A 20,593-nucleotide genomic window follows, 5' to 3' on the forward strand; every position below is an offset into this window, starting at 1 on the left:
TTGATTGTTAGTATGCAACATGAGAAGTTACCTTTATTGATTGAGATTCGACACCTTTAATCAAAATCGGTAACTTCTTCTTTTTCAAGCTCTGTGTCAGATTAAGTCGGAACTAATACATTTAATTATTTAAAATAGCCTCATCCTTATCTTCTTAATTTTATTAGATAAGGATAAAAGATTTATAAAACCCCATGCCCCAACAACACCCCCACCCCACTCACCTTTTTCATATGCTTTAAACGTTCCTTTTCCCACTTCAAGTGCTGCTTTAACTCGGTAGCATCCTTATCAATTACCTTATACACATCACTCATTTTGAGCTGTTTGGTATTGATATGACTGCTTAAGTGAAAGGACGTAAAGATCTCATCTAATTGACCTTGTAAACTCTGACTCTGTGCTTCCAAAGACAACTGATAAAACTTCACTTGTTCCGAGCTTAAAACCTTTGAGCTTAGGCCTTTATTGGTCTCTAGCTGTAACTGGAGTTTCAATAAATAAAATAAATCCTGCTCTGCATGGGCTTCATTGACCTTCTGCAAAAGTTCAGTCTTATCTAATTTCTTCGCTTCATTAGGCTCACGGTCAGGGTGAATCATCGCGGTGATTTTTAAATATACGGTTTTTAGTGACTGCTCTGCCATTTTGGCTGCTTGCTCACGTTTTTGTTGTTGCTTTAACAGCTTGGCACGTTCCCGCTCTGCTTCGTATTGAGCAGAATCATATTCATAATTTTCCCAGTCTACATCTACGTTTTGTTCTACCGTTTCAGCAAGGTCATGACTTTGTATTGAGTTTGCTTTGGCTTTCTTCGAGCGCATATCCTCTGCATGTTGCATATAGAAAGTATCCACTTTCTCTACCAGCTCTTTTTGCTCGGAATTCAGCATCTGAGATTTTTTTAGCATTTTGGCTAACGCAGCTATTTTGGTATCGATCTGCGCTAAATCAGCTTTGCTAAAGGCATCACTGGCTAAGTGCTTCCACAGGGTATCGAGCTGTGCAAATAAAACCGTGTGTAACTCTGCATAAACGGGAAAAAGCTTACTGCGCGTATAGTTTTGAATGTCGGCTTGCGCATTTTCCCATGTCGCCAGTTCTTGTTTTTGTTGTTCAATCCGTTCAATCAAACGATTTAATTTTTTCTGCTGTGGGGAACACTCAACCTTAGGTAGTTGGCTCATTTTTATATCGTAAGACATCACAATAATGCACAGTAAAGCAGAAGATACTTCAGTGTAGCAGATCACTCCAATCTGCCACAGTCAAAGTCTAAATGTTAAAGTGCAACCACACGGTTACGCCCTTGCGCTTTAGCTTGGTACAAATGCTGGTCGGCACGGCGCATGGCAGTCTGTGCATCGCTATCAGTAACCTGAACCACACTCACCCCGATACTAATACTGATGGGATGCTGATCCAAAATCTGCGCTTGTTCGACAGCTTGTCGTAGATTTTCAGCCAAAACCATTGCTCCTTCAAGCGTGGTCGTGGGTAACAACACCACAAACTCTTCACCACCATAACGAGCAACAAAGTCCGACTCACGGATGTTCGAGGACAACACCTGTGCCACGCCTTTTAAGACTCGATCCCCCACCTCGTGCCCATACTGATCATTCACTTTTTTAAAGTAATCCACATCCAACAACAACACCGCATAGCCCACGTGACTACGTGTAAACTGAGCGTATAAATAATCCAGATAATCGGTCAAAGCACGGCGGTTATATAGTCCTGTCAGTGCATCATGCCGTGCCAACTTTTCTAATTCTATATTGGCCGTTTTAAGTTCCTGTGTGCGTTCCTGAACCTTTTGCTCAAGCGTTGTATTGGCATCCATTAGCTGATGTTTTTGTGTCAACAGTGTGTCGGTCATACGATTTAATGACTGTGACAAGCCTTTGATTTCTCGAATACTGGTATTCACCTCAAAGTAAACATCTTCACGTCCCTGCTCGACTGCATGCGCACTTTTTGCCAAGTTTTCAATTGGACGGCTAAAACGATTCGCTAAGTGATAAGTCACAAAAAGTAGCAGTAATGAAATCACAAAACCAATAGCTAAGATTTGATGTTGCAGTGACCGAACTTCTACCAAGGCTATCGAAACTGGCTGGCGAATCATGACATGCCAACCCAAGTTCATCTGTGTCTGTGAAAACACAGGAACATCCGTGGTGAGGTAGTTTTGTCCCTCTCCCCAGTCATGCACAAAGTAATTGCCATGTTGTTTGCTAAAACTCGGAGGGTTCACCTGACCAATACTTTTAAACGGATATAGAATTTCACCCGCTTGGTTCACAATAAATACTTCAATCCCACGTTGTGCAGCATTTTCAGATAATGAACTTTTCAGCACATGGCTTGCCCAGCTCCAGTCTGCATGCGCAGCCAAAACGCCTTTTATTTTATGCGTCGTAGGGTCATAAATGGGAGTCGCAAAATCAATAAAACGCATCGGTTCATTCGGGTTAATGGCCTTGATTTTTTTGGCGAGTAGAACAGCCTTGTGTACATCGCCCAAATACACTCGCTTGGAACCGTGAATAAACCAATCGCGCTCAGATACATCTGCACCTTGCAATAAATGATTTGCTGCAACTTCGACTTTACCTTCGGGGTTCGCAATCCCAAGCCATGCATAATATTGATATGATTTTTTAACTTGATCGAGTTGCTGTTGAACACGTAGATTATTAAAGTCTGCCTCAGCAATAAACGGTGATTGACTCAAAAGCACCATTTCCCGTTCACGTTCTGTCAACGAATTTGCCAAAGTATTACTGATACTCTTCGCAGCAATATATAAGGTTTGACCGCTGGATTTACTCATTTGAGCCGAAGCAGTTTTACCGATATATAAGGTAATACAGAGCCCCAAAGTAAACGCCAAACCAGCAAATAACACCATCAACCGATTACGAAATGAATCCATTTTTAGCATTTACCCCACTGCTCCTCAGTTTAAAGTGTTTCAGTCAACAACAAAACCTGCGCGATATTTCGTCTCTTTCTCTGTGCTAAAGCAGTGTTTAAGCAATACTTTGCTATCGCTATCCATGTGAGCTTTTGAAGCTTACCAATAGTTTTCGACCGCGATATTTCCTTCACCACGGCGGTTCATGGTCAGACCACGTGCTTTCAGGGCTTCTTTGGTGTCTTCAACCATTTGCGGGTTACCACACAGCATCACATGGCTGGTTTCTGGGTCTAGGCTCAAACCGACTGCTTTTTCAAGCTCACCATTTTCAATCAGTACAGGTAAGCGGTCATGCAGTGGCGCATGCGGATCACGGGTAATAATCGGCACAAATTTAAAGCCTGTATGCCCTTCACCAAAAGTCTCTGCAATTTCCTGAATACGTGTTGCATAGGCCAGTTCAGAGGCTGTACGTACGCTATAGACCAGTGTAATGCTCTCGTACTTCGACCACGTCTCAAAGTCTTGTAGCATTGAAATAAAAGGTGCCAGCCCTGTCCCTGTGCCAAGTAGCCATAAGTCTTTTGGTAACGGCAACTGATAACGTGCCAAAGTCAAAAAGCCATACGGGATCTTTTCGAGGTAGATCTCATCATCGACTTTTAAGTGCTGTAAATTTGAGGTAAATGCACCTTCAGGCACCACAATCGAGAAAAACTCTAAAGTTTCATCAAAAGGAGAGGACACCACCGAATACGCTCGAACCACCAATTCATTCCCCACTTTGATGCCAATACGGGCAAATTGTCCTGCGGTAAACTTAAAATGTGCAGGTCGCGTCATGGTGAAGCTAAAAAGTGTATTGGTCCAACGGTGTACGGATAAAACCTTTTCTAGGCTAAATTTTTCAATTGACATGATTTCAGCGTGGCATCAAAGACGTTGCTCATGTTAGCATGACCACATAATTTGTTAATATTTTTTAAATGTTAAGGCTATATTCATGCGCATGACTTTACGCCAGTTGGCGGTTTTTGTAGCAGTTGCTCAAGAAGGCACAGTAACCAAAGCCAGTGATGCGGTTCGACTCACCCAGAGTGCTGCGAGTATGGCTTTAGCAGATCTAGAAGACGGTTTGGGAGCTCCTCTGTTTGACCGTCTAGGTAAGCGTCTTCAGCTCAATGATCTGGGTCGTTTCCTGCTGCCACAAGCTTTAGAAATTTTGGGTCGTTGTGATGCTTTCGAGCAAGCCGCTAAAGGTGAGTTACAAAGTATTGATTTACGTTTAGGTGCAACCCTGACCATCAGTGACTACCTCATGCCTGACCTGATGGCTGACTTCTTACAAATTCAACCTCAAGCCCATTTACAGCTGCAAGTTGGTAATACTCGTCAAATGATTGAGGCGGTGAATCAGTTCCAACTGGATTTGGCCTTGATTGAAGGCTCTTGTCACTTACCACAACTGCAATGTATTCACTGGCGTGACGATGAATTGGCCGTCTGCTGTGCACCAGACCATCCTTTGGCGCAGTTAAATCGCGCATTAACGCCTGATGACTTTAAATCTGTCGAGTGGATCTTGCGCGAAGAAGGTTCAGGTACGCGTGAAGTGTTTGATAACGCTATTTTAAAAGACTTGCCTGATGCCAATATCCGTCTAACCTTGGGTCATAATGAAGCGATTTTAAAAATCGTGGCGGGTGGTTTAGGGATGTCATGTATTTCAAAACTGGCAACAGAACCTTTGCGCGAAAAAGGCCAGTTAGTGGTGCTTGATACGCCGTTTTGGTCTCTCACGCGTCCACTGTTCATGTTGGTGCATCGTCAGAAGTACCAAGGCCCAGGACTCAAAGCCTTTATGAAATTCTGCGAAAAATAAGTAAAAAAAAGCACCCGAGGGTGCTTTTTTTATTTCCCAAATTGGCGCTCACAAGGCTCACCATCATTGTTCCCATCCATTTGGGTATTTGGACAGTTTCTTAAGAAATAAACTGCTTCTTCATAGGAACGCATTTGGGAGCAATGGGTTCGTCCATCGCATTTAAACTGTCCAGAGCTGACAGGTAAACGCCCATTTTGTTTATCAATACTTTCCGTTACACGTTCAGAGCGTGGTTGATTGGTCTGATGCAGACCTGCCTCTAAATTACGCTTCCCTTGCTCAGATAAGATTTGATCGGGCAACTTTCCTAAAGCTTTACGCTGTTCTTCTACAATCTGTTGCTGCTCGAGCATCAACTGTTCAGCTTTACGCTGTTTTTCTGCACTATAACTTTGATATTTCCCATAGGTCAAAAAGCCCAGTATTACAACGATGATGATCCCAATCACGGTGATGATGGTACTTTTATGCCCTGCCTCATGGTAACGTGGTGAGGCCTGGGTACGTGCTTTTTTCTTATTTGATGATGTCGTGGCTTTGCTTTCTGAGGTCAGACCGAGCCGCTGGATATTGCCAGCCTTAAACTTGCCTTGGTCTTCTACAATCATAAACTGAAGCGCTTCACCAATCTTGGGTTCAATGTTGTTCTGTGGCAAATCTTTGATATGAAAAAACACATCATCAATATCCGCTTCCACTTCAATGAAACCAAAACCACGTGGGGTACTAAAGCTTTTGATTTTTCCTTTCAGAAACATAATCTGCTCTATTCAACTGTCTTTTTCGTATTGTAATCAATAAAAAAGAGGCTAAAAAGCCTCTTTGCTTCAAAATGCAAAGATTAATCTTTGCACGATTGAACTCTGAATCAACGCTGACTTAGCGTCTAAAATTAGACAATAAGTCTGTGGTAATCGATTTATTATGACTTGAGACTTTCGATTTCTTGGCTTTGGCAGAGTTGTCTTCAACCCGCTCAATTTTAATCGCTTTATAGCGATCGCCATTTTCAACCACATTAAACTTCACGCGTTCATTGCGTTTCGGCTCACCTGAGTCTGCAGGGAAATCCGAGATATGAAAAAATACGTCGCCTTCAGGTGAGGAAATAAAACCAAAACCTTTGTCAGCGTTATATTGCTTAACTTTTCCTTGATATTGCTCGGCCTTCATAAACAGATCCTAATATGTACACGCTTTGTTGTAGTATATAAAAAAGAGGCTATAAAAGCCTCTTTTTGCTGGGGCTCAATCTTAATCTTTTTGAACTGAACCAAAGATTTTATCGCCCGCATCGCCTAGACCCGGCACGATATAACCATTAGCATTTAAGCCTTGGTCAATTGAAGCCGTGAAAATAGTGACATCTGGATGCGCATCCAAAACACGTTTAATACCTTCAGGCGCCGCAACCAACACCATCACACGAATGTCTTTACAGCCACTTGCTTTCAATACATCAATCGCAGCAACCAATGAAGAACCCGTTGCAAGCATTGGGTCGATGATCATCGCTAAACGGTTTTGTACATCTGGAACTAATTTTTTGTAATAAGTACGTGCTTCAAGCGTTTCTTCATCACGCTCTAAACCCAGTACAGACACTTTTGCACTTGGAATCAGGTTTAAGAAACCATCTAACATGCCAATACCCGCACGTAAAATTGGCACAACCGTGATTTTTTTACCCACAATGCGATCTACCGTTACTTTACCATTCCAACCATCAATTTCATGGTCGCAAACAGGTAAATCTTTGGTCGCTTCATAGGTCAACAGCATGGTCACTTCTTGAGCCAACTCACGGAAGTTTTTAGTGCTGATATCTGCACGACGAAGAAGACCAAGCTTATGACGAATCAGTGGATGACGAATTTCATGGATAGCCACGGGAGAGCACCTAAAAGGTAAAATAAAATTCCTTACATTATAAAGCTTTTTATCGTGCGATAAAAACAAAAAAGCCCCCAATTGATGGAGGCTTTTTTGTTAAAACGAAACGTTTTTAAAAATTAGTGCTGTTGAGAAAGCATAAAGTGGATTGGAGAGAGAATCTCTGACTGGAGTGCTAACTTGATAATTGGATCTGGATAGATACCAATCACAAGCACTGCTGCCGCAGCTAAAAGCACCATAATACCACCCACTTTTTGACCCCAATGATCCACAGCATCTACACGAGGTGCATCTGGTGGTGTCATGTACATAACAACCATCACACGGAGGTAGTAGTACAGACCAATACCAGAACCAACGATGATCATCGCAGCAAGGAACCAATGTTGAGTCGTTACCGCAGCCATGACCACAAGGAACTTACCAATGAAGCCCGCTGTCAAAGGAATACCCGCAAGCGATAGCATCATCACGGTTAATACGGCAGTCAAGACTGGACGACGCCAGAATAGACCACGGTAGTCCGCTAAGCTTTCTGCTTCGTCTACGTTGTTGTATGGACTAGACATCAATGCAACCGCACCGAACGCACCAATCGTAGTTAACACATAAGTGATCACATAGACAGATACGTTACCAAGGCTTGCATACGTCATGCTGATTAAACCAATCAACAAGTAACCAAAGTGCGCAATTGAAGAGTATGCCAAGATACGTTTCAAGTTCACTTGTTTCACTGCAAGGAAGTTACCCACCAAGATCGATAACACCGCAATCACGGTTAAGATCGTCACGATTGAGTCAACAAGGATCGCACCTGAAGTAAGGATGTAACGTACAAACAGACCAATCGTCGCTACTTTTGCAGCTGTAGCAAGGAATGTTGCGATCGGCGTTGGGGCACCTGCATAAACGTCTGGCGTCCATTTGTGGAATGGCGCTAAAGATAGTTTGAATGCCACAGCAAAAACAATCAGACCTAAACCTAAAAGTACCATTGGCTGTTGGATATTTTGCATTAACGCTTGAACATTGTCATAGAACGACATTGAACCTGTGTATGCGTAGATGTAAGCCATACCCATCAACAACATTGCCGAAGCTGTTGCTGAAAGCACCAAGTACTTCACCCCCGCTTCTAAAGACTTAGAGCGTTGGTGTGTATATGCCAATAAGCCATACACAGGAATCGACATTAACTCAAGGCTAATGAAGAACGATGCATAGTGAGAGCTTGCCACCATTAACATTGCACCAGTCACTGATGACAACATTAAGATATACAGTTCTTCACGGTTATCTTTATAGCTTTCAATATAGGCATGCGACAGAGTACAGCATGCCAAAGCAGCAATTAGAATAATCACTTGGTACAGCAAGGTGAACGCATCCACCATGAACATACCCATCACATTCGCAGGTTTAAAAGCACCACCGAACATTGTGAATAGTACATATGCTGCTGCAAGGTTTAAGCCCACCACTGATGCTGTCGCAATTAAGTTATGGTTACGCTTAATTGCGGTAAGAATCATCACGACGATCGTTGTTAAAGCAACAATCATCACAGGAGCTAAAGGCATAAGCTCAGAAAATGACATTGTGAAGTTCATGACTTATTGCATCTCCACATTTTCGAGTTGAACAGTTGCTTGACTCGCAACGTCAACTACTTCTTGTACAGGAATGTAGCTGTTCGCTAACCACGCCATGCTTGAATTTGAAATATCAAGGAAGCTTTGTGGGTACAAACCAAGCCATAACAGACCGAAAGCACAGATTAACAAGATCACTACTTCACGCGCATTTAAGTCTTTCAATGGGTTGTTGTAGTGCTGCTGTTGTTCTTCGTTTGGCGTACCAAACAACGCTTTGTGGATCAGAATCAAGCCATAAAGACCTGCAAATACTAAGCTTACTGCTGCAAGAATAGTAAACACTGGGAATTTTGCATAAGAACCCATCAAGATCAGGAACTCACCAATGAAGTTACCTAGACCCGGAATACCTACAAGCGCCGCCACGAAGAACATGAGGAAGAATGCAAGATATGGGAACTGACCACGCATACCGCCCATCAAACGCATATCACGAGTATGAACACGCTCGTACACTTGACCACACATAATGAACAATGCAGCAGATGATAGGCCATGTGCCAACATCATGATCATCAAACCTTGGAAGGTTAAGATGTTACCTGCGTAAATCGCAAGTAAAACAAAGCCCATATGTGAAATTGACGTGTACGCAAGTAAACGTTTCATATCGGTTTGCTGGAAAGCACACCAAGCACCGTAGAAGATACCGATTAAACCGAAAATGATCGCGATGTCTGCAAACTGTGCAGAAGCCGCTGGGAAGAATGGAATCACAAAACGTAGTAAACCATATGCAGCGGTCTTAATTAAGATACCTGCAAGGTCAACCGAACCTGCTGTAGGTGCTTGCGCATGCGCATCTGGTAACCAGCCATGTAATGGGAAAACTGGAAGTTTTACCGCAAAACCGACGAATAAACACAGCATGAATGCAAAAGCAACAGCAGGTAATTCTTTGTCTAAAGTATTGGCTACAGCTAATAAATAGTTGTAATCAAAACCGATCATACCCGTCATCATGTAACCATAAACCACAAGGCCTAGGATACCGATGAGCATGATAAGACCCGCTACTTGCGTGTAGAGGAAGAATTTGGTTGCAGCATAAACACGTGACTTACCTTCTGCCCCTTTATGACCCCAAAGTGCGATCAAGAAGTAGATAGGTACAAGCATCATCTCCCAGAAGAAGAAGAACAAGAACATGTCAACCGCTAAAAATACACCGATCACACCACCCAAAGACCATAAAAGGTTTAAGTGGAAGAAACCAACATTCTTTTGAATTTCACCCCAAGAACAGCCGACAGCCAACACACCTAAAAGTGCAGTTAAGCCCACCATTAATAGAGATAGACCATCCACCGCTAAGTGAATGTTAATGCCTAAAGTCTGAATCCATGGCAACATGAATTCAGCAGACCACGATGGCACTTTCGCGCCAAGTTCGTAGTTAAATGTACCTGTTTGCCATAGCGCAACAGTTAAGCCCAAAGTAATGAGCATACCCACTAACGCGATATAACGCGGCAGTTTGTCGTCGAGTTTGTCGACTAACCAACAAATAAAACCAGCAATGAACGGAACTAAGATCAGCGCGGGTAGAATCCAGTTGTTTGTGATTTCCATCTTATTTCCCCACGATCTGAGTTACGATCAAGACCATTAGTAATACAAAGATACCTAATGCCATGCTTGATGCGTAATCACGCAATGAACCCGTTTGACGTGAACTTGTGAAGCTGTGACCGCCTTTTACAAGTGCAGGCAAGACTAACCACAAGCGATCAATTGGATCACGACCTAAAATCTTCGCAATAAGCAAATATGGTTTCACAAAAACGATGTCATAAAGCGCATCGAAGCCCAGTGCATTACGGCAAATGTTTGCAAGACCTGCACCCAATGACGTTTTAGCAAAGCCTTTCACTACGCTATAAGCAAACGCAAACAAGACCACACCAATCACTAAACCAACCAATGCAATACCTACAGCAGTCCATTCAGCGCTATGCATGCCATGTTCTAAAGCTTCAGGAATCACAAATGCTGGAATTTTTGCTGCATTTAAAATGCTTTCCACTGGTGCTTTAAGTGCCGCACCGACGAAAGTTGAAAGTACAGCAAGAATCGCCAAAGGACCCCAGAAGGTAATGCCTTTGATCGCATGATACGGCGTATTTTCTTTACCAAAGAACACAACCCAAATGAGGCGGAATGTGTAAATCGACGTTAAGAAAGCACCAGCTACACCCACCCAATACAATGAGTTATATACTGCGATTGATTCGCCTTGTACCCAAACTGCGCCCAAGATCGCGTCTTTCGAGAAGAAGCCCACGGTGAAGTATGGAATCGCTGCCAATGCACCGCCACCAATGGCGAAACAAGCAAATAGGAATTTGTTCTTGTAGAACAAACCGCCCATCTTGAAGATGTTTTGTTCGTGGTGGTAAGCCAAAATCACTGCACCTGAAGACAAGAACAATAATGCCTTGAAGAATGCGTGAGTCAGCATGTGGAACAAGCCTGCTTGATAAGCTTCAGCACCCACAGCCATAAACATATAACCCAGCTGACTCATCGTTGAGTAAGCCAAAATACGTTTGATGTCGGTTTGAACCAATGCAGCAAAACCAGCCACTAACAACGTTACCGCACCTGTGATTGAGATAAACATCATCACTTCAGGTGCCATTTCAAACACGGTGTACATACGGCAGCACAGGTAAACACCTGCGGTTACCATCGTTGCAGCGTGGATCAATGCAGATACAGGTGTAGGACCTGCCATTGCATCGGCCAACCATGTTTGTAATGGGATCTGTGCAGATTTACCTGCTGCACCCAAGAACAACATCAGTGCTGTCCAAATAGTTAAAGATGAACTTTGTGTCATCACTGTTGGTGCAGCTGCAACCACTTCCGCAATGTTTAAAGTACCAAACTGTTGGTAAATTAAGAACAAAGCGATCAGTAAGAAAACATCACCGACACGTGTTACGGTAAATGCTTTAATTGCTGCAAAACCATTTGCAGGGTTTTGGTAGTAGTAACCAATCAGCAAGTAAGAGCATAGACCTACGCCTTCCCAACCTAAGAACAATAACGCTAAGTTATCGCCCAATACGAGCAGCAACATGCTGGCAACGAACAGGTTGAAATAAGAGAAGAAACGCGCGAAGTCTTCTTCACCACGCATGTACCATGATGCAAAGATGTGAATCAGGAAACCCACACCTGTCACCATACCCATCATGAGCAGTGATAAACCGTCAAGATGTAAGCTAATGCCTGGGCTTAGGTTGCCAACATTGAACCATGTCCAAAGATGTTGAACATAAGTCACTTTGCCATTATTAACAAAGTCTAGACCAGCGATCAAAGCAACCAATGCAGAAAGGCCAACCGCCCCCACACCAATAATTGCAGCGACATTTTCAGGAAGCTTGTTGCGACCTGCCGCTAAAAGGACAAAACCAATGAGCGGGAATAATACTGTTAAATATAAAAAACTCATCCGCGCATCTCACTAGCAGCATCCACATCCAAGTGATGGAAGCGATGGTAGAACTGAAGGACGATCGCAAGACCAATACAAGCCTCTGCCGCAGCAAGCGTTAAGATCAGAATAAACATGATTTGTCCGTCTGGTTGTACCCATGCACTACCAGCCAAAACAAACGCAAGCGCAGCTGCGTTCATCATGATTTCAAGGCTCATTAACATAAATAATAGATTGCGTCGCACCATCACACCGTAAAAACCCAGTGCAAAAAGAATGGTTGCAACAATCAAACCATGTTCTAAAGGGATGTTGCCCATTATTGTTTGTCCTCTTCTGCACCTGGTTCACGTTTGCCAAGATGGAATGCTGCAACCAACGCAGCAAGCAATAACATGGCAGCAACTTCAACCAATAATAAATAGTGAGTAAAGAGTGCTTGGCCAACGACTTTTGGACCCACAACTTCAGTACCCATAACAGGGCCAGCCGCTGTGTAGTCAGAGCCGAGCATCCACACCAACACCAAGCCCATTAAGAAGCTCATGAGTGCTGGATAGGCCCAAGCAGACGATGTTAACCATTTACGCTCTTGTTCAACGGTGTGTTGACCAAGGTTTAACATCATCACTACGAATACGAATAACACCATGATCGCGCCTGCATAGACGATGATCTCAAGCGCGCCAGCAAATGGCGCACCCACGATCATAAACATGCCTGCAACTGCAAGAAGTGACACGATCAAGCTTAATAAAGCGTGTACAGGATTTGCGTTGGTCACAACACGAATCGTAGAAACGATGGCCACAAGTGCCATCAAATAAAATGGCCACATCATGGTAATAAGCTCCGTACATCAACTGGTGCGCTTTCACGCTGCGCTTGACCTTTGTCTTTTCCAGTTACAGCCATACCTGTTACACGGTAGAAGTTGTAGTCTGGGTATTTACCAGGACCTGAAATGAGTAAGTTTTCTTTCTCATACACCAAGTCTTGACGAACGTATTCACCCAACTCGAAATCTGGAGTCATTTGAATTGCAGTCGTCGGACATGCTTCTTCACACATACCGCAGAAAATACAACGTGAGAAGTTGATACGGAAAAACTCCGGATACCAACGACCATCTTCTTTTTCTGCTTTTTGTAGTGAAATACAGCCAACAGGACATGCAACTGCACATAAGTTACACGCAACACAACGTTCTTCACCATCTGGGTCACGTGTTAACACGATACGACCACGGAAACGTGGTGGAACAATTTGTTCGGCTGGCACTTCTGGGTAAAGAATGGTGTCACGTTTACGTGTCACGTGTGAGAAAACCATCCACAGTGAACGTACGATTGACCCGAACCCAGCTAGAATTTTATACATTTTATTCTCCCTGCCCTTACCACAGAATCACTGCGCCAGTAACTAATAAGTTAACTAACGCTAATGGTAAGCAAATCTTCCAACCAAAGTTCATCACTTGGTCATAACGCGGACGCATAAGTGAACCACGAGCCAAGACAAACATCATCACAAAGAATGCTGTTTTGATAATGAACCAGAATACTGGTGGAATGAACGGAATATCGATGTTAAATGGCGCTAACCAACCACCGAAGAATAGCGTGACGATCAATGCAGAGATCAGAACTACGTTGACATATTCTGCAACGAAGAACATCCCCCATTTCATACCGCCGTACTCGACGTGGTAACCTTCCGCCAATTCTTGTTCTGCTTCTGGTTGGTCAAATGGATGACGGTGAGTTACCGCAACACCTGCAACCACGAAGATTAAGAAACCTAAGAACTGTGGAATGACAAACCATACATCTTTTTGTGCTTCTACAATTTCACGCATGTTGAATGAGCCTGCAATTGCAACCACACCCATCAATGAAATACCCAAGAACACTTCATACGAAATGGTTTGAGCTGCAGAACGTAGACCACCAAGCAATGCATATTTATTGTTTGATGACCAACCACCAAACAATACGGCATAGACTGCAATACCTGCCATTGCCATAAAGAACAATAGACCGATGCTCATGTCTGCAACACCTAAGTATGGTGATACAGGAATAACCATGAACGACATCACCGCTGTTGCCATGGCAACAGCAGGAGCTAAACGGAAAGTCAATTTGTCAGCAAACTTTGGTGTCCAGTCTTCTTTGAACATGATTTTCAGCATGTCGGCAACGATCTGGAACATCCCCCCAGGACCTACACGGTTCGGACCATAACGGTCTTGCCATAAGCCCAATAAACGACGCTCAATAAAAGACATCAACGCAGCGATGAGTACTACAACGAGTAAAATCACAATCGCTTGAATGACTGAGTAGGCAATTGGCCAGTTCTCAGCCCAAAGCGGCGTTTGACGGATTAATTCTTGTTGCATGAATTACGCTCCTACCGCGACTGATACAGGCTCAGCAAGTGAAACCGTAGGTGCAAGACCAACTGGATAACCAATATAACCTGTAGGTAAATAATCAATCACTTGAACTGGAAGTACGATCGAAGTCTCACCTGATTTCACAGTGATTTTTTGACCATCTTGAACATTCAAACGAGTTGCATCTTGCTCACCCACTGCAAAGACCGCTTCAGGAATACGCGATTCCATTGCAGGTGTTTTCACAGTAAATTCACCAGAAGCAAAAATGTGATGCATTGGCACTAAACGGAAGCTTTCAGGGTTTGCAACCACAACCGCTGGAGCAACGAAAGTACGTGCTGGACGCTTCGCTAAACGATCGAATAAACGCACACCCGAATCACCACCTTTTAAGTGACCACCCACGTTATCTTGGAATTTGTTCCAAGCTTGTGGTGAGTTCCAACCTGCTGACCATGCAAATGGTACAAGTGGAGACGGCGTCTGGTTCCCAACATAACCTTCCATAGAGAATGTTAATGCAGAGTCGATATCTGTCGGTTGTTTCGGTTCATGCACGTTCAATGGTGCACGCATAGAGGTACGACCAGAGTAACGACGCGGTTCACGCGCAACTTTCAAACCATGGACACGGAAGCCCGCATCTGGAGCTACATCTTGAATCGCAGCAAGTGCAGGTACATTTTTCGCAACTGACTCGATTACATCATCAAGCAAGGTCCAAGAAATCGCTTTGCCCTTCACGCCTGTTTCAATAGCATGTAACCAGCGCCAAGATTCTTTGATCGCCAGTTCAGGTTTGTAGTAGCTCGGGTCATACACTTGGTAGAAACGTTGTGCACGGCCCTCTTGAGAGACAACCGTACCATCACCTTCAGCAAATGACGCAGCAGAAAGTATGATATCCGCTTTCTTCACAGTTTCAGTTTCAGAGTGATCTAAAACAATCACGTCTTTACCAGAAAGTGCTGCTTCAACTTGTACCGCTGGCAAACGACGGAATAGATCATTTTCAACGATCACAACCGTGTCATAGTCTTGTGCAAACGCTTGTTCTAAGCTTTGGCCACCGAAGATTGCTAAGCCCATAGAGTTGACTTCAGGAACCGTCAAGGTTAAGCCAGCATTTCCACCAAGGTTTTGCGCAACTTGTGCAGCAGCTTCCATGATTGATGCGTCTTGTAAACTTGTACCTGAAATGATCAGTGGTTTCTTCGCCGCTTTCAATGTATCTGCAATGTTCTGAGCAAATGCTTTCGCATCATCCGCTAGACCAAGAATTGCATCACCTTTTACAGCCGAAGCAACGGCAAAACCTAAACGAGCGATGTCGTTTGGAGAAGCAACCACCTCACCTGCAGCAACATCAGCTAAGCGTGTTTGTGTTGCAGCGAGGATGAAAATCGGTGATTTCGCATCTTGAGCAATACGTTGTAGCGGCTCTGCTAACCAGTCTTGAGTACGACGTTCCGCAGCCATTTCTTTGGCTTTGTTTTTCGCCGCTTGACGAACAGACAAAGCCATACGTGGCGCAGTTTGTGTTAAGTCTTCACCCAAAATAAGCACAGCATCATAGCTTTCGATTTCACGCATACCTGGGTTATATACACCTTCGGTTTGCATAATCGATGCAGCCAATTCAACCAAGTTTTGCTCTTTTTGAGACATACCTGTTGAATAGTTCTCTTGACCAACTAATTCGCGAAGCGCGAAGTTCGACTCAAGTGATGCACGTGGAGAACCAATACCCAAAACTTTTTTGCCTTGGATATTTGCAATTACCGTATCTAATGCCTGATCTACAGAAACTGTAGTTGCTTCAGCACCATCACGGAACTGCGGTTGACGTGGACGATCTGCACGGTTCACATAACCTGTACCAAAACGACCTTTATCACACAAGAAGTATTGGTTTACTTCGCCGTTAAAACGGTTTTCGACACGACGAAGTTCGCCATAACGCTCACCCGGAGAAATGTTACAACCCGAAGAACAGCCTTGACATACGCTTGGCGCATACTGCATGTCCCACTTACGGTTATAACGTTCTGAGTGAGTTTTGTCAGTGAATACACCTGTAGGACATACTTCAGTTAAGTTACCCGAGAATTCAGACTCTAAAGTGCCTGACTCAGGACGACCAAAGTAAACACGTGACGCGCTTGCATACACACCAAAGTCAGTACCACCCGCATAGTCGTTGTAGTAACGAACACAACGGTAACATGCGATACAACGGTTCATTTCGTGTGAAATGAATGAGCCCAGCTCTTGGTTGTAGTGTGTACGTTTAGTGAAACGGTAACGACGACGGTCGTGTTGAGTCATCACGGTCATATCTTGTAAATGACAGTGCCCACCTTCTTCACAGACTGGACAGTCGTGTGGGTGATTCGTCATCAAGAACTCAACAATTGACGCACGGAAGTCTTTCGCTTCTTTGTCTTCAATCGAGATGTAGGTATTGTCAGATGCAGGTGTCATACATGACATGACTAAACGGCCACGCGTATCTTCAGGATTCGCGTATTGAGTCACGGCACATTGACGGCAAGAACCGACAGAACCTAAGGATGGATGCCAACAAAAGTACGGGATATCAATACCCAAAGACAAACATGCTTGCAGCAAGTTCTCTGAGCCATTGACTTCGTACGATTTGCCATCGACATGAATTGTAGCCATAGTCGAATTCCTTAAGCTTGTTCTACGTTGCTAGTTTGCGCAGCAGCATTCACTACTTTTGCTTCAAACTCGCCACGGAAATATTTGAGTGCACCCATCAACGGTTCCATTGCACCTGGAGCATGCGCACAGAAAGTCTTACCAATCCAAAGCTTACGAGTAAGTTCTTGTAAGTGATCGATATCTTCTTTCTTACCTGTACCATCTTCCAATGCTTTCAGTGCTTTCACCGCCCACGGTAAACCATCACGACAAGGCGTACAGAAACCACATGACTCACGTGCAAAAAATTCTTCTAAGTTACGAGTCGCTGAAACCATACATTGCGTTTCATCCACCACCATCAGCAAACACGTACCTAAACGTGAACCTGCTTTCATGATGCTCTCAGCATCCATCGGTAGATCAATGTGTTCAGCAGCCAAGAAGTCTGTAGACGCACCACCCGGTAACCATGCTTTAAGCTTTAAGCCATCACGCATACCGCCCGCATAGTCTTCAATGACTTCACGCGCAGTTGTACCAAATGGAAGCTCCCAAAGACCTGGGAATTTCACCTTGCCAGATGCACCATAGATTTTTGTGCCTGGATCTTTCGACTTACCCGCAGATAAACCGATATACCATTCAGGACCACGTAACATGATTGCTGGTAGGTTGTTGTAGGTCTCTACGTTGTTAACAATCGTAGGACGACCCCAAGCACCTGCAACTTGTGGGAATGGTGGTTTCGTACGTGGGTTTGCACGGCGACCTTCAAGCGAGTTGATCAATGCGGTCTCTTCACCACAGATATAACGACCCGCACCGGTGTGCACATGCAACTCGAAGCTCCAGCCCGTTCCAAGAATGTTTTCACCTAAGTAACCTTTGGCACGAACTTGCTCAAGCGCTTCATTTAAGTACGCAGCTGCTTCAATGTACTCACCACGAATGAAGATATAACCATGGGTTGCTTCTAGCGTATACGCTGCAATCAACATCCCTTCAATCAATTGGTGAGGAAGTTTTTCCATCAACAAACGGTCTTTAAAGGTCCCTGGTTCCATCTCATCGGCATTACAAATCAGGTAACGTGGACCTGAGTTATCATTTGGCGCCATCAAAGACCATTTGATCCCTGCTGGGAAGCCTGCACCACCACGGCCTTTTACGGTCGCAGCTTTAATCACTTCAAGCACATCTTTCGGCGGCATAGTGATTGCTTTTTTCAGACCCGCGTAACCTTCAAGCGCTTCGTAATCATCTGCATTACGAACGTGCTCTTGCTTACTCAAACGCCAAGTTAATGGATGCGTTTCTGGGTTACCTTCGCCATAAATTGGTTTTGGTTCGGTATTCATACATACTTCTCCAATAACTGTTTCACTGAAGAAACTTCAACCAAACCGTGAGTGTCTTCATTCACCATTAAGGTTGGGCCTTTATCACAGTTACCTAAGCAGCAAATCGGCAGCAAAGTAAAACGACCATCAGCAGTCGTTTGACCAAACTGAATGCCTAACTCGCGCTGAAAAGCTTCTGCTAAAGTTTCCGCACCCATCAAGAAGCATGCGATCGAGTCACAAAGTAAAATGACGTTACGACCCACGGGTTGACGGTAAATACGGTTATAGAAAGTTGCAACACCTTCCAAATCAGCAACACTGATTGTCAATAACTGAGCAATGGCGTTTAGCTGCGCGTCATCTACCCAGCCATTACGGCGTTGTACACACTTCAAAGCATCCAAAGATGCTGCACGTGGGTACGGATAGTGACCAATGTGATGTTCAATTTCGTGGATTTCGTCCGCAGTCAAAATCCCTTCAACATTCACGCGTGGCTTTTTATCAGTCAAAATCATCATAATGCGTTTACCCCTTAGCGATCCACGTCAGCCATAACGACGTCAATTGTCGCTAAATAAATGATCAAGTCAGATACCAGACTGCCGTTAATCACAGAAGGCATTTGCTGTAAATGCGTGAAAGTCGGTGTACGAATACGGGTACGATAACTCATCGTTGACTTGTCTGAAGTCAAGTAGTAATTCGACGCACCTTTGACCACTTCCGCCATTACAGATGCTTCACCTGCAGGCATTACAGGACCCCAAGATACGCTTAAGAAGTGCGTAATCAAGGTTTCAATGTCTTGTAAAGTCTTGTCTTTTGGTGGTGGGACAGCCAATGGATGATCTGCTTTGTATGCACCAGAAGGCATGTTATCTAAACATTGCTTCACGATTTTGAGTGATTCTTCAATTTCACGGAAGTGAACAAGAACACGCGCATACGCATCGCCTTCGTACTCAAGTGGCACATCGAAGTCGTAGTTTTCATAGCCACTGTATGGACGATATTTACGAACGTCGAAGTCAATACCTGTTGCACGTAGACCTGTACCAGTTACACCCCAAGCTAACGCAGATTTCGCGTCATATTGAGCTACGTTACGCGTACGGCCTACAAATACAGAGTTTTTAAGCGCTGCTGTGTAGTATTCGTTCATACGCTTCGGCATCCAATCTAGGATTTCACGAATCAGATGCTGCCAGTTGTTTGGCAAGTCATGCGCTGTACCACCAATACGGAACCATGCTGGGTGCATACGATAACCCGTGATCGCTTCAATCGCGTCATAGATTTTTTGACGATCCGCAAACATGTAGAAGACTGGTGTCATACCGCCGGCATCTTGAATCGCAGTACCGATATACAATAAGTGGTTATTGATACGGAACAATTCAGACATCATGACACGGATACATTGCGCGCGGTCAGGTACAGTAATACCCGCCATTTGCTCCACACCCATCACATAAGGCATGTTTTGCGCACAACCACCTAAGTAGTCGACACGGTCGGTATAAGGAATGAATGAATGCCAAGTTTGACGTTCAGCCATCTTTTCCACACCACGGTGGTGATAGCCGATATCAGGCACACAGTCTTTCACTTCTTCACCATCCAACTGCAAGATTACACGGAACGCACCGTGCGCAGATGGGTGGTTCGGACCTAAGTTCAAGAACATGAAGTCTTCGTCGTCATTACCGCGCTTCATACCCCAATCTTCAGGTACGAAACGAAGGTGTTCCTGTTCGTAATCCTGCTTCGCTTGGTTTTGCATATACGGCGTATATTCAGTGGCACGTGCAGAGTATTCTTTACGAAGTGGGTGACCTTCCCAATAGGTTGGCAACAAAATACGACGGAGCATTGGATGCCCTTCGAAATTGATCCCGAACATATCGTAAGCTTCACGTTCGTACCAGTTGGCATTTGGCCAAATATTGGTTGCAGTTGGAAGATTTACATCATTTTCACTCAATGCAACTTTGATACGAATATCACTATTACGCTCAAGCGATAATAAGTGATAGAACACAGTAAAGTCAGACGCAGGCAAACCGTCGCGGTGTGTACGTAAACGTTCATCTACCGCAGACAAGTCAAACAACATCACGTATGGACGTGACACTGTACGCAAGAACATTAAAACTTCTTGTACGCGCGCGCGCTCAACCCAGACCGTTGGAAAGTCTTCAAAAGTCGTTTGCACATAGAAGTTCTCGCCAAATTTGGTTTTGAGCTCTTCTACAATTGCAAATGCTGGGCGTGAATCAACTTGCGCTGACTCTGGCATAGCGTTTTCAGTTTCAGCCATTGGCTTGGCTTCCTATTTAATACAAATTCATTCAACCTAA

18 protein-coding genes are annotated in these 20,593 nt (G+C 44.1%); 1 reads left to right on the forward strand and 17 read right to left on the reverse strand.

The window, feature by feature from the left end; translation table 11 throughout:
• Positions 1-182: 182 nt before the first annotated feature.
• The 3 genes from KVY11_RS15920 to KVY11_RS15930 all read right to left on the reverse strand — a co-directional run bounded on the left by KVY11_RS15920 (position 183) and on the right by KVY11_RS15930 (position 3,844).
• Entirely contained in the window at positions 183-1,205 is a 1,023-nt protein-coding gene (locus KVY11_RS15920; RefSeq protein WP_218289493.1) for a molecular chaperone DnaJ, read from the reverse strand.
• Between the two features lie 77 nt (positions 1,206-1,282).
• Positions 1,283-2,950, reverse strand: coding sequence for a sensor domain-containing diguanylate cyclase (locus tag KVY11_RS15925; protein ID WP_218289494.1), 1,668 nt, complete (start codon positions 2,948-2,950; stop codon positions 1,283-1,285).
• 132 nt (positions 2,951-3,082) lie between these two features.
• Entirely contained in the window at positions 3,083-3,844 is a 762-nt protein-coding gene (locus KVY11_RS15930; protein ID WP_218289495.1) for a ferredoxin--NADP reductase, read from the reverse strand.
• An 85-nt stretch (positions 3,845-3,929) separates the two neighbouring features.
• Between KVY11_RS15930 and gigC the strand changes: the two genes are divergently transcribed.
• Positions 3,930-4,808 (forward strand): LysR family transcriptional regulator GigC, encoded by an 879-nt coding sequence (gene gigC / locus KVY11_RS15935; protein WP_218289496.1) that lies wholly within the window; start codon positions 3,930-3,932, stop codon positions 4,806-4,808.
• Positions 4,809-4,837: 29 nt separating this feature from the next.
• Here the strand turns inward: gigC and KVY11_RS15940 are convergent, their stop codons facing one another.
• The 14 genes from KVY11_RS15940 to nuoC all read right to left on the reverse strand — a co-directional run bounded on the left by KVY11_RS15940 (position 4,838) and on the right by nuoC (position 20,553).
• Positions 4,838-5,569: a cold shock domain-containing protein gene (locus tag KVY11_RS15940; protein WP_218289497.1), complete on the reverse strand. Its 732-nt coding sequence runs from the start codon at positions 5,567-5,569 to the stop codon at positions 4,838-4,840.
• A gap of 121 nt (positions 5,570-5,690) precedes the next feature.
• A complete protein-coding gene (locus KVY11_RS15945) occupies positions 5,691-5,984 on the reverse strand; it encodes a cold shock domain-containing protein (protein ID WP_005400349.1) in 294 nt (97 codons plus the stop codon).
• A gap of 81 nt (positions 5,985-6,065) precedes the next feature.
• Positions 6,066-6,701, reverse strand: a complete 636-nt coding sequence (gene upp, locus KVY11_RS15950; RefSeq protein ID WP_058870138.1) for a uracil phosphoribosyltransferase — start codon at positions 6,699-6,701, stop codon at positions 6,066-6,068.
• A gap of 122 nt (positions 6,702-6,823) precedes the next feature.
• A complete protein-coding gene (nuoN, locus tag KVY11_RS15955; RefSeq protein WP_005400347.1) occupies positions 6,824-8,320 on the reverse strand; it encodes an NADH-quinone oxidoreductase subunit NuoN in 1,497 nt (498 codons plus the stop codon).
• Positions 8,321-8,323: 3 nt separating this feature from the next.
• The gene (gene nuoM, locus KVY11_RS15960) at positions 8,324-9,931 is read right to left on the reverse strand and encodes an NADH-quinone oxidoreductase subunit M (RefSeq protein WP_218289519.1); all 1,608 of its coding nucleotides are present in this window, start codon (positions 9,929-9,931) and stop codon (positions 8,324-8,326) included.
• A gap of 7 nt (positions 9,932-9,938) precedes the next feature.
• Positions 9,939-11,828 carry an NADH-quinone oxidoreductase subunit L gene (gene nuoL / locus KVY11_RS15965; RefSeq protein WP_218289498.1) on the reverse strand — a complete coding sequence of 630 codons (1,890 nt, stop codon included), beginning with the start codon at positions 11,826-11,828 and terminating at the stop codon, positions 9,939-9,941.
• Positions 11,825-12,133: an NADH-quinone oxidoreductase subunit NuoK gene (nuoK, locus tag KVY11_RS15970; RefSeq protein WP_004695395.1), complete on the reverse strand. Its 309-nt coding sequence runs from the start codon at positions 12,131-12,133 to the stop codon at positions 11,825-11,827. The genes nuoL and nuoK overlap by 4 nt, the downstream gene beginning before the upstream one ends.
• The gene (gene nuoJ, locus KVY11_RS15975) at positions 12,133-12,651 is read right to left on the reverse strand and encodes an NADH-quinone oxidoreductase subunit J (RefSeq protein ID WP_171056751.1); all 519 of its coding nucleotides are present in this window, start codon (positions 12,649-12,651) and stop codon (positions 12,133-12,135) included. The genes nuoK and nuoJ overlap by 1 nt, the downstream gene beginning before the upstream one ends.
• Positions 12,651-13,193 (reverse strand): NADH-quinone oxidoreductase subunit NuoI, encoded by a 543-nt coding sequence (gene nuoI, locus KVY11_RS15980; protein ID WP_004651038.1) that lies wholly within the window; start codon positions 13,191-13,193, stop codon positions 12,651-12,653. The genes nuoJ and nuoI overlap by 1 nt, the downstream gene beginning before the upstream one ends.
• Positions 13,194-13,209: 16 nt before the next feature.
• Positions 13,210-14,217, reverse strand: a complete 1,008-nt coding sequence (nuoH, locus tag KVY11_RS15985; protein WP_004695391.1) for an NADH-quinone oxidoreductase subunit NuoH — start codon at positions 14,215-14,217, stop codon at positions 13,210-13,212.
• A 3-nt stretch (positions 14,218-14,220) separates the two neighbouring features.
• The gene (gene nuoG, locus KVY11_RS15990) at positions 14,221-16,902 is read right to left on the reverse strand and encodes an NADH-quinone oxidoreductase subunit NuoG (protein WP_218289499.1); all 2,682 of its coding nucleotides are present in this window, start codon (positions 16,900-16,902) and stop codon (positions 14,221-14,223) included.
• A gap of 11 nt (positions 16,903-16,913) precedes the next feature.
• Complete coding sequence (gene nuoF, locus KVY11_RS15995; protein WP_178928348.1) at positions 16,914-18,245, reverse strand: NADH-quinone oxidoreductase subunit NuoF; 1,332 nt, start codon at positions 18,243-18,245, stop codon at positions 16,914-16,916.
• Positions 18,242-18,751 (reverse strand): NADH-quinone oxidoreductase subunit NuoE, encoded by a 510-nt coding sequence (gene nuoE, locus KVY11_RS16000; protein WP_004982912.1) that lies wholly within the window; start codon positions 18,749-18,751, stop codon positions 18,242-18,244. The genes nuoF and nuoE overlap by 4 nt, the downstream gene beginning before the upstream one ends.
• A 14-nt stretch (positions 18,752-18,765) precedes the next feature.
• Positions 18,766-20,553, reverse strand: coding sequence for an NADH-quinone oxidoreductase subunit C/D (gene nuoC, locus KVY11_RS16005; RefSeq protein ID WP_010327357.1), 1,788 nt, complete (start codon positions 20,551-20,553; stop codon positions 18,766-18,768).
• Between the last annotated feature and the right edge of the window lie 40 nt (positions 20,554-20,593).

It is taken from the genome of Acinetobacter sp. CWB-G5 (genome assembly GCF_019209785.1).
GTDB lineage: Bacteria > Pseudomonadota > Gammaproteobacteria > Pseudomonadales > Moraxellaceae > Acinetobacter > Acinetobacter johnsonii.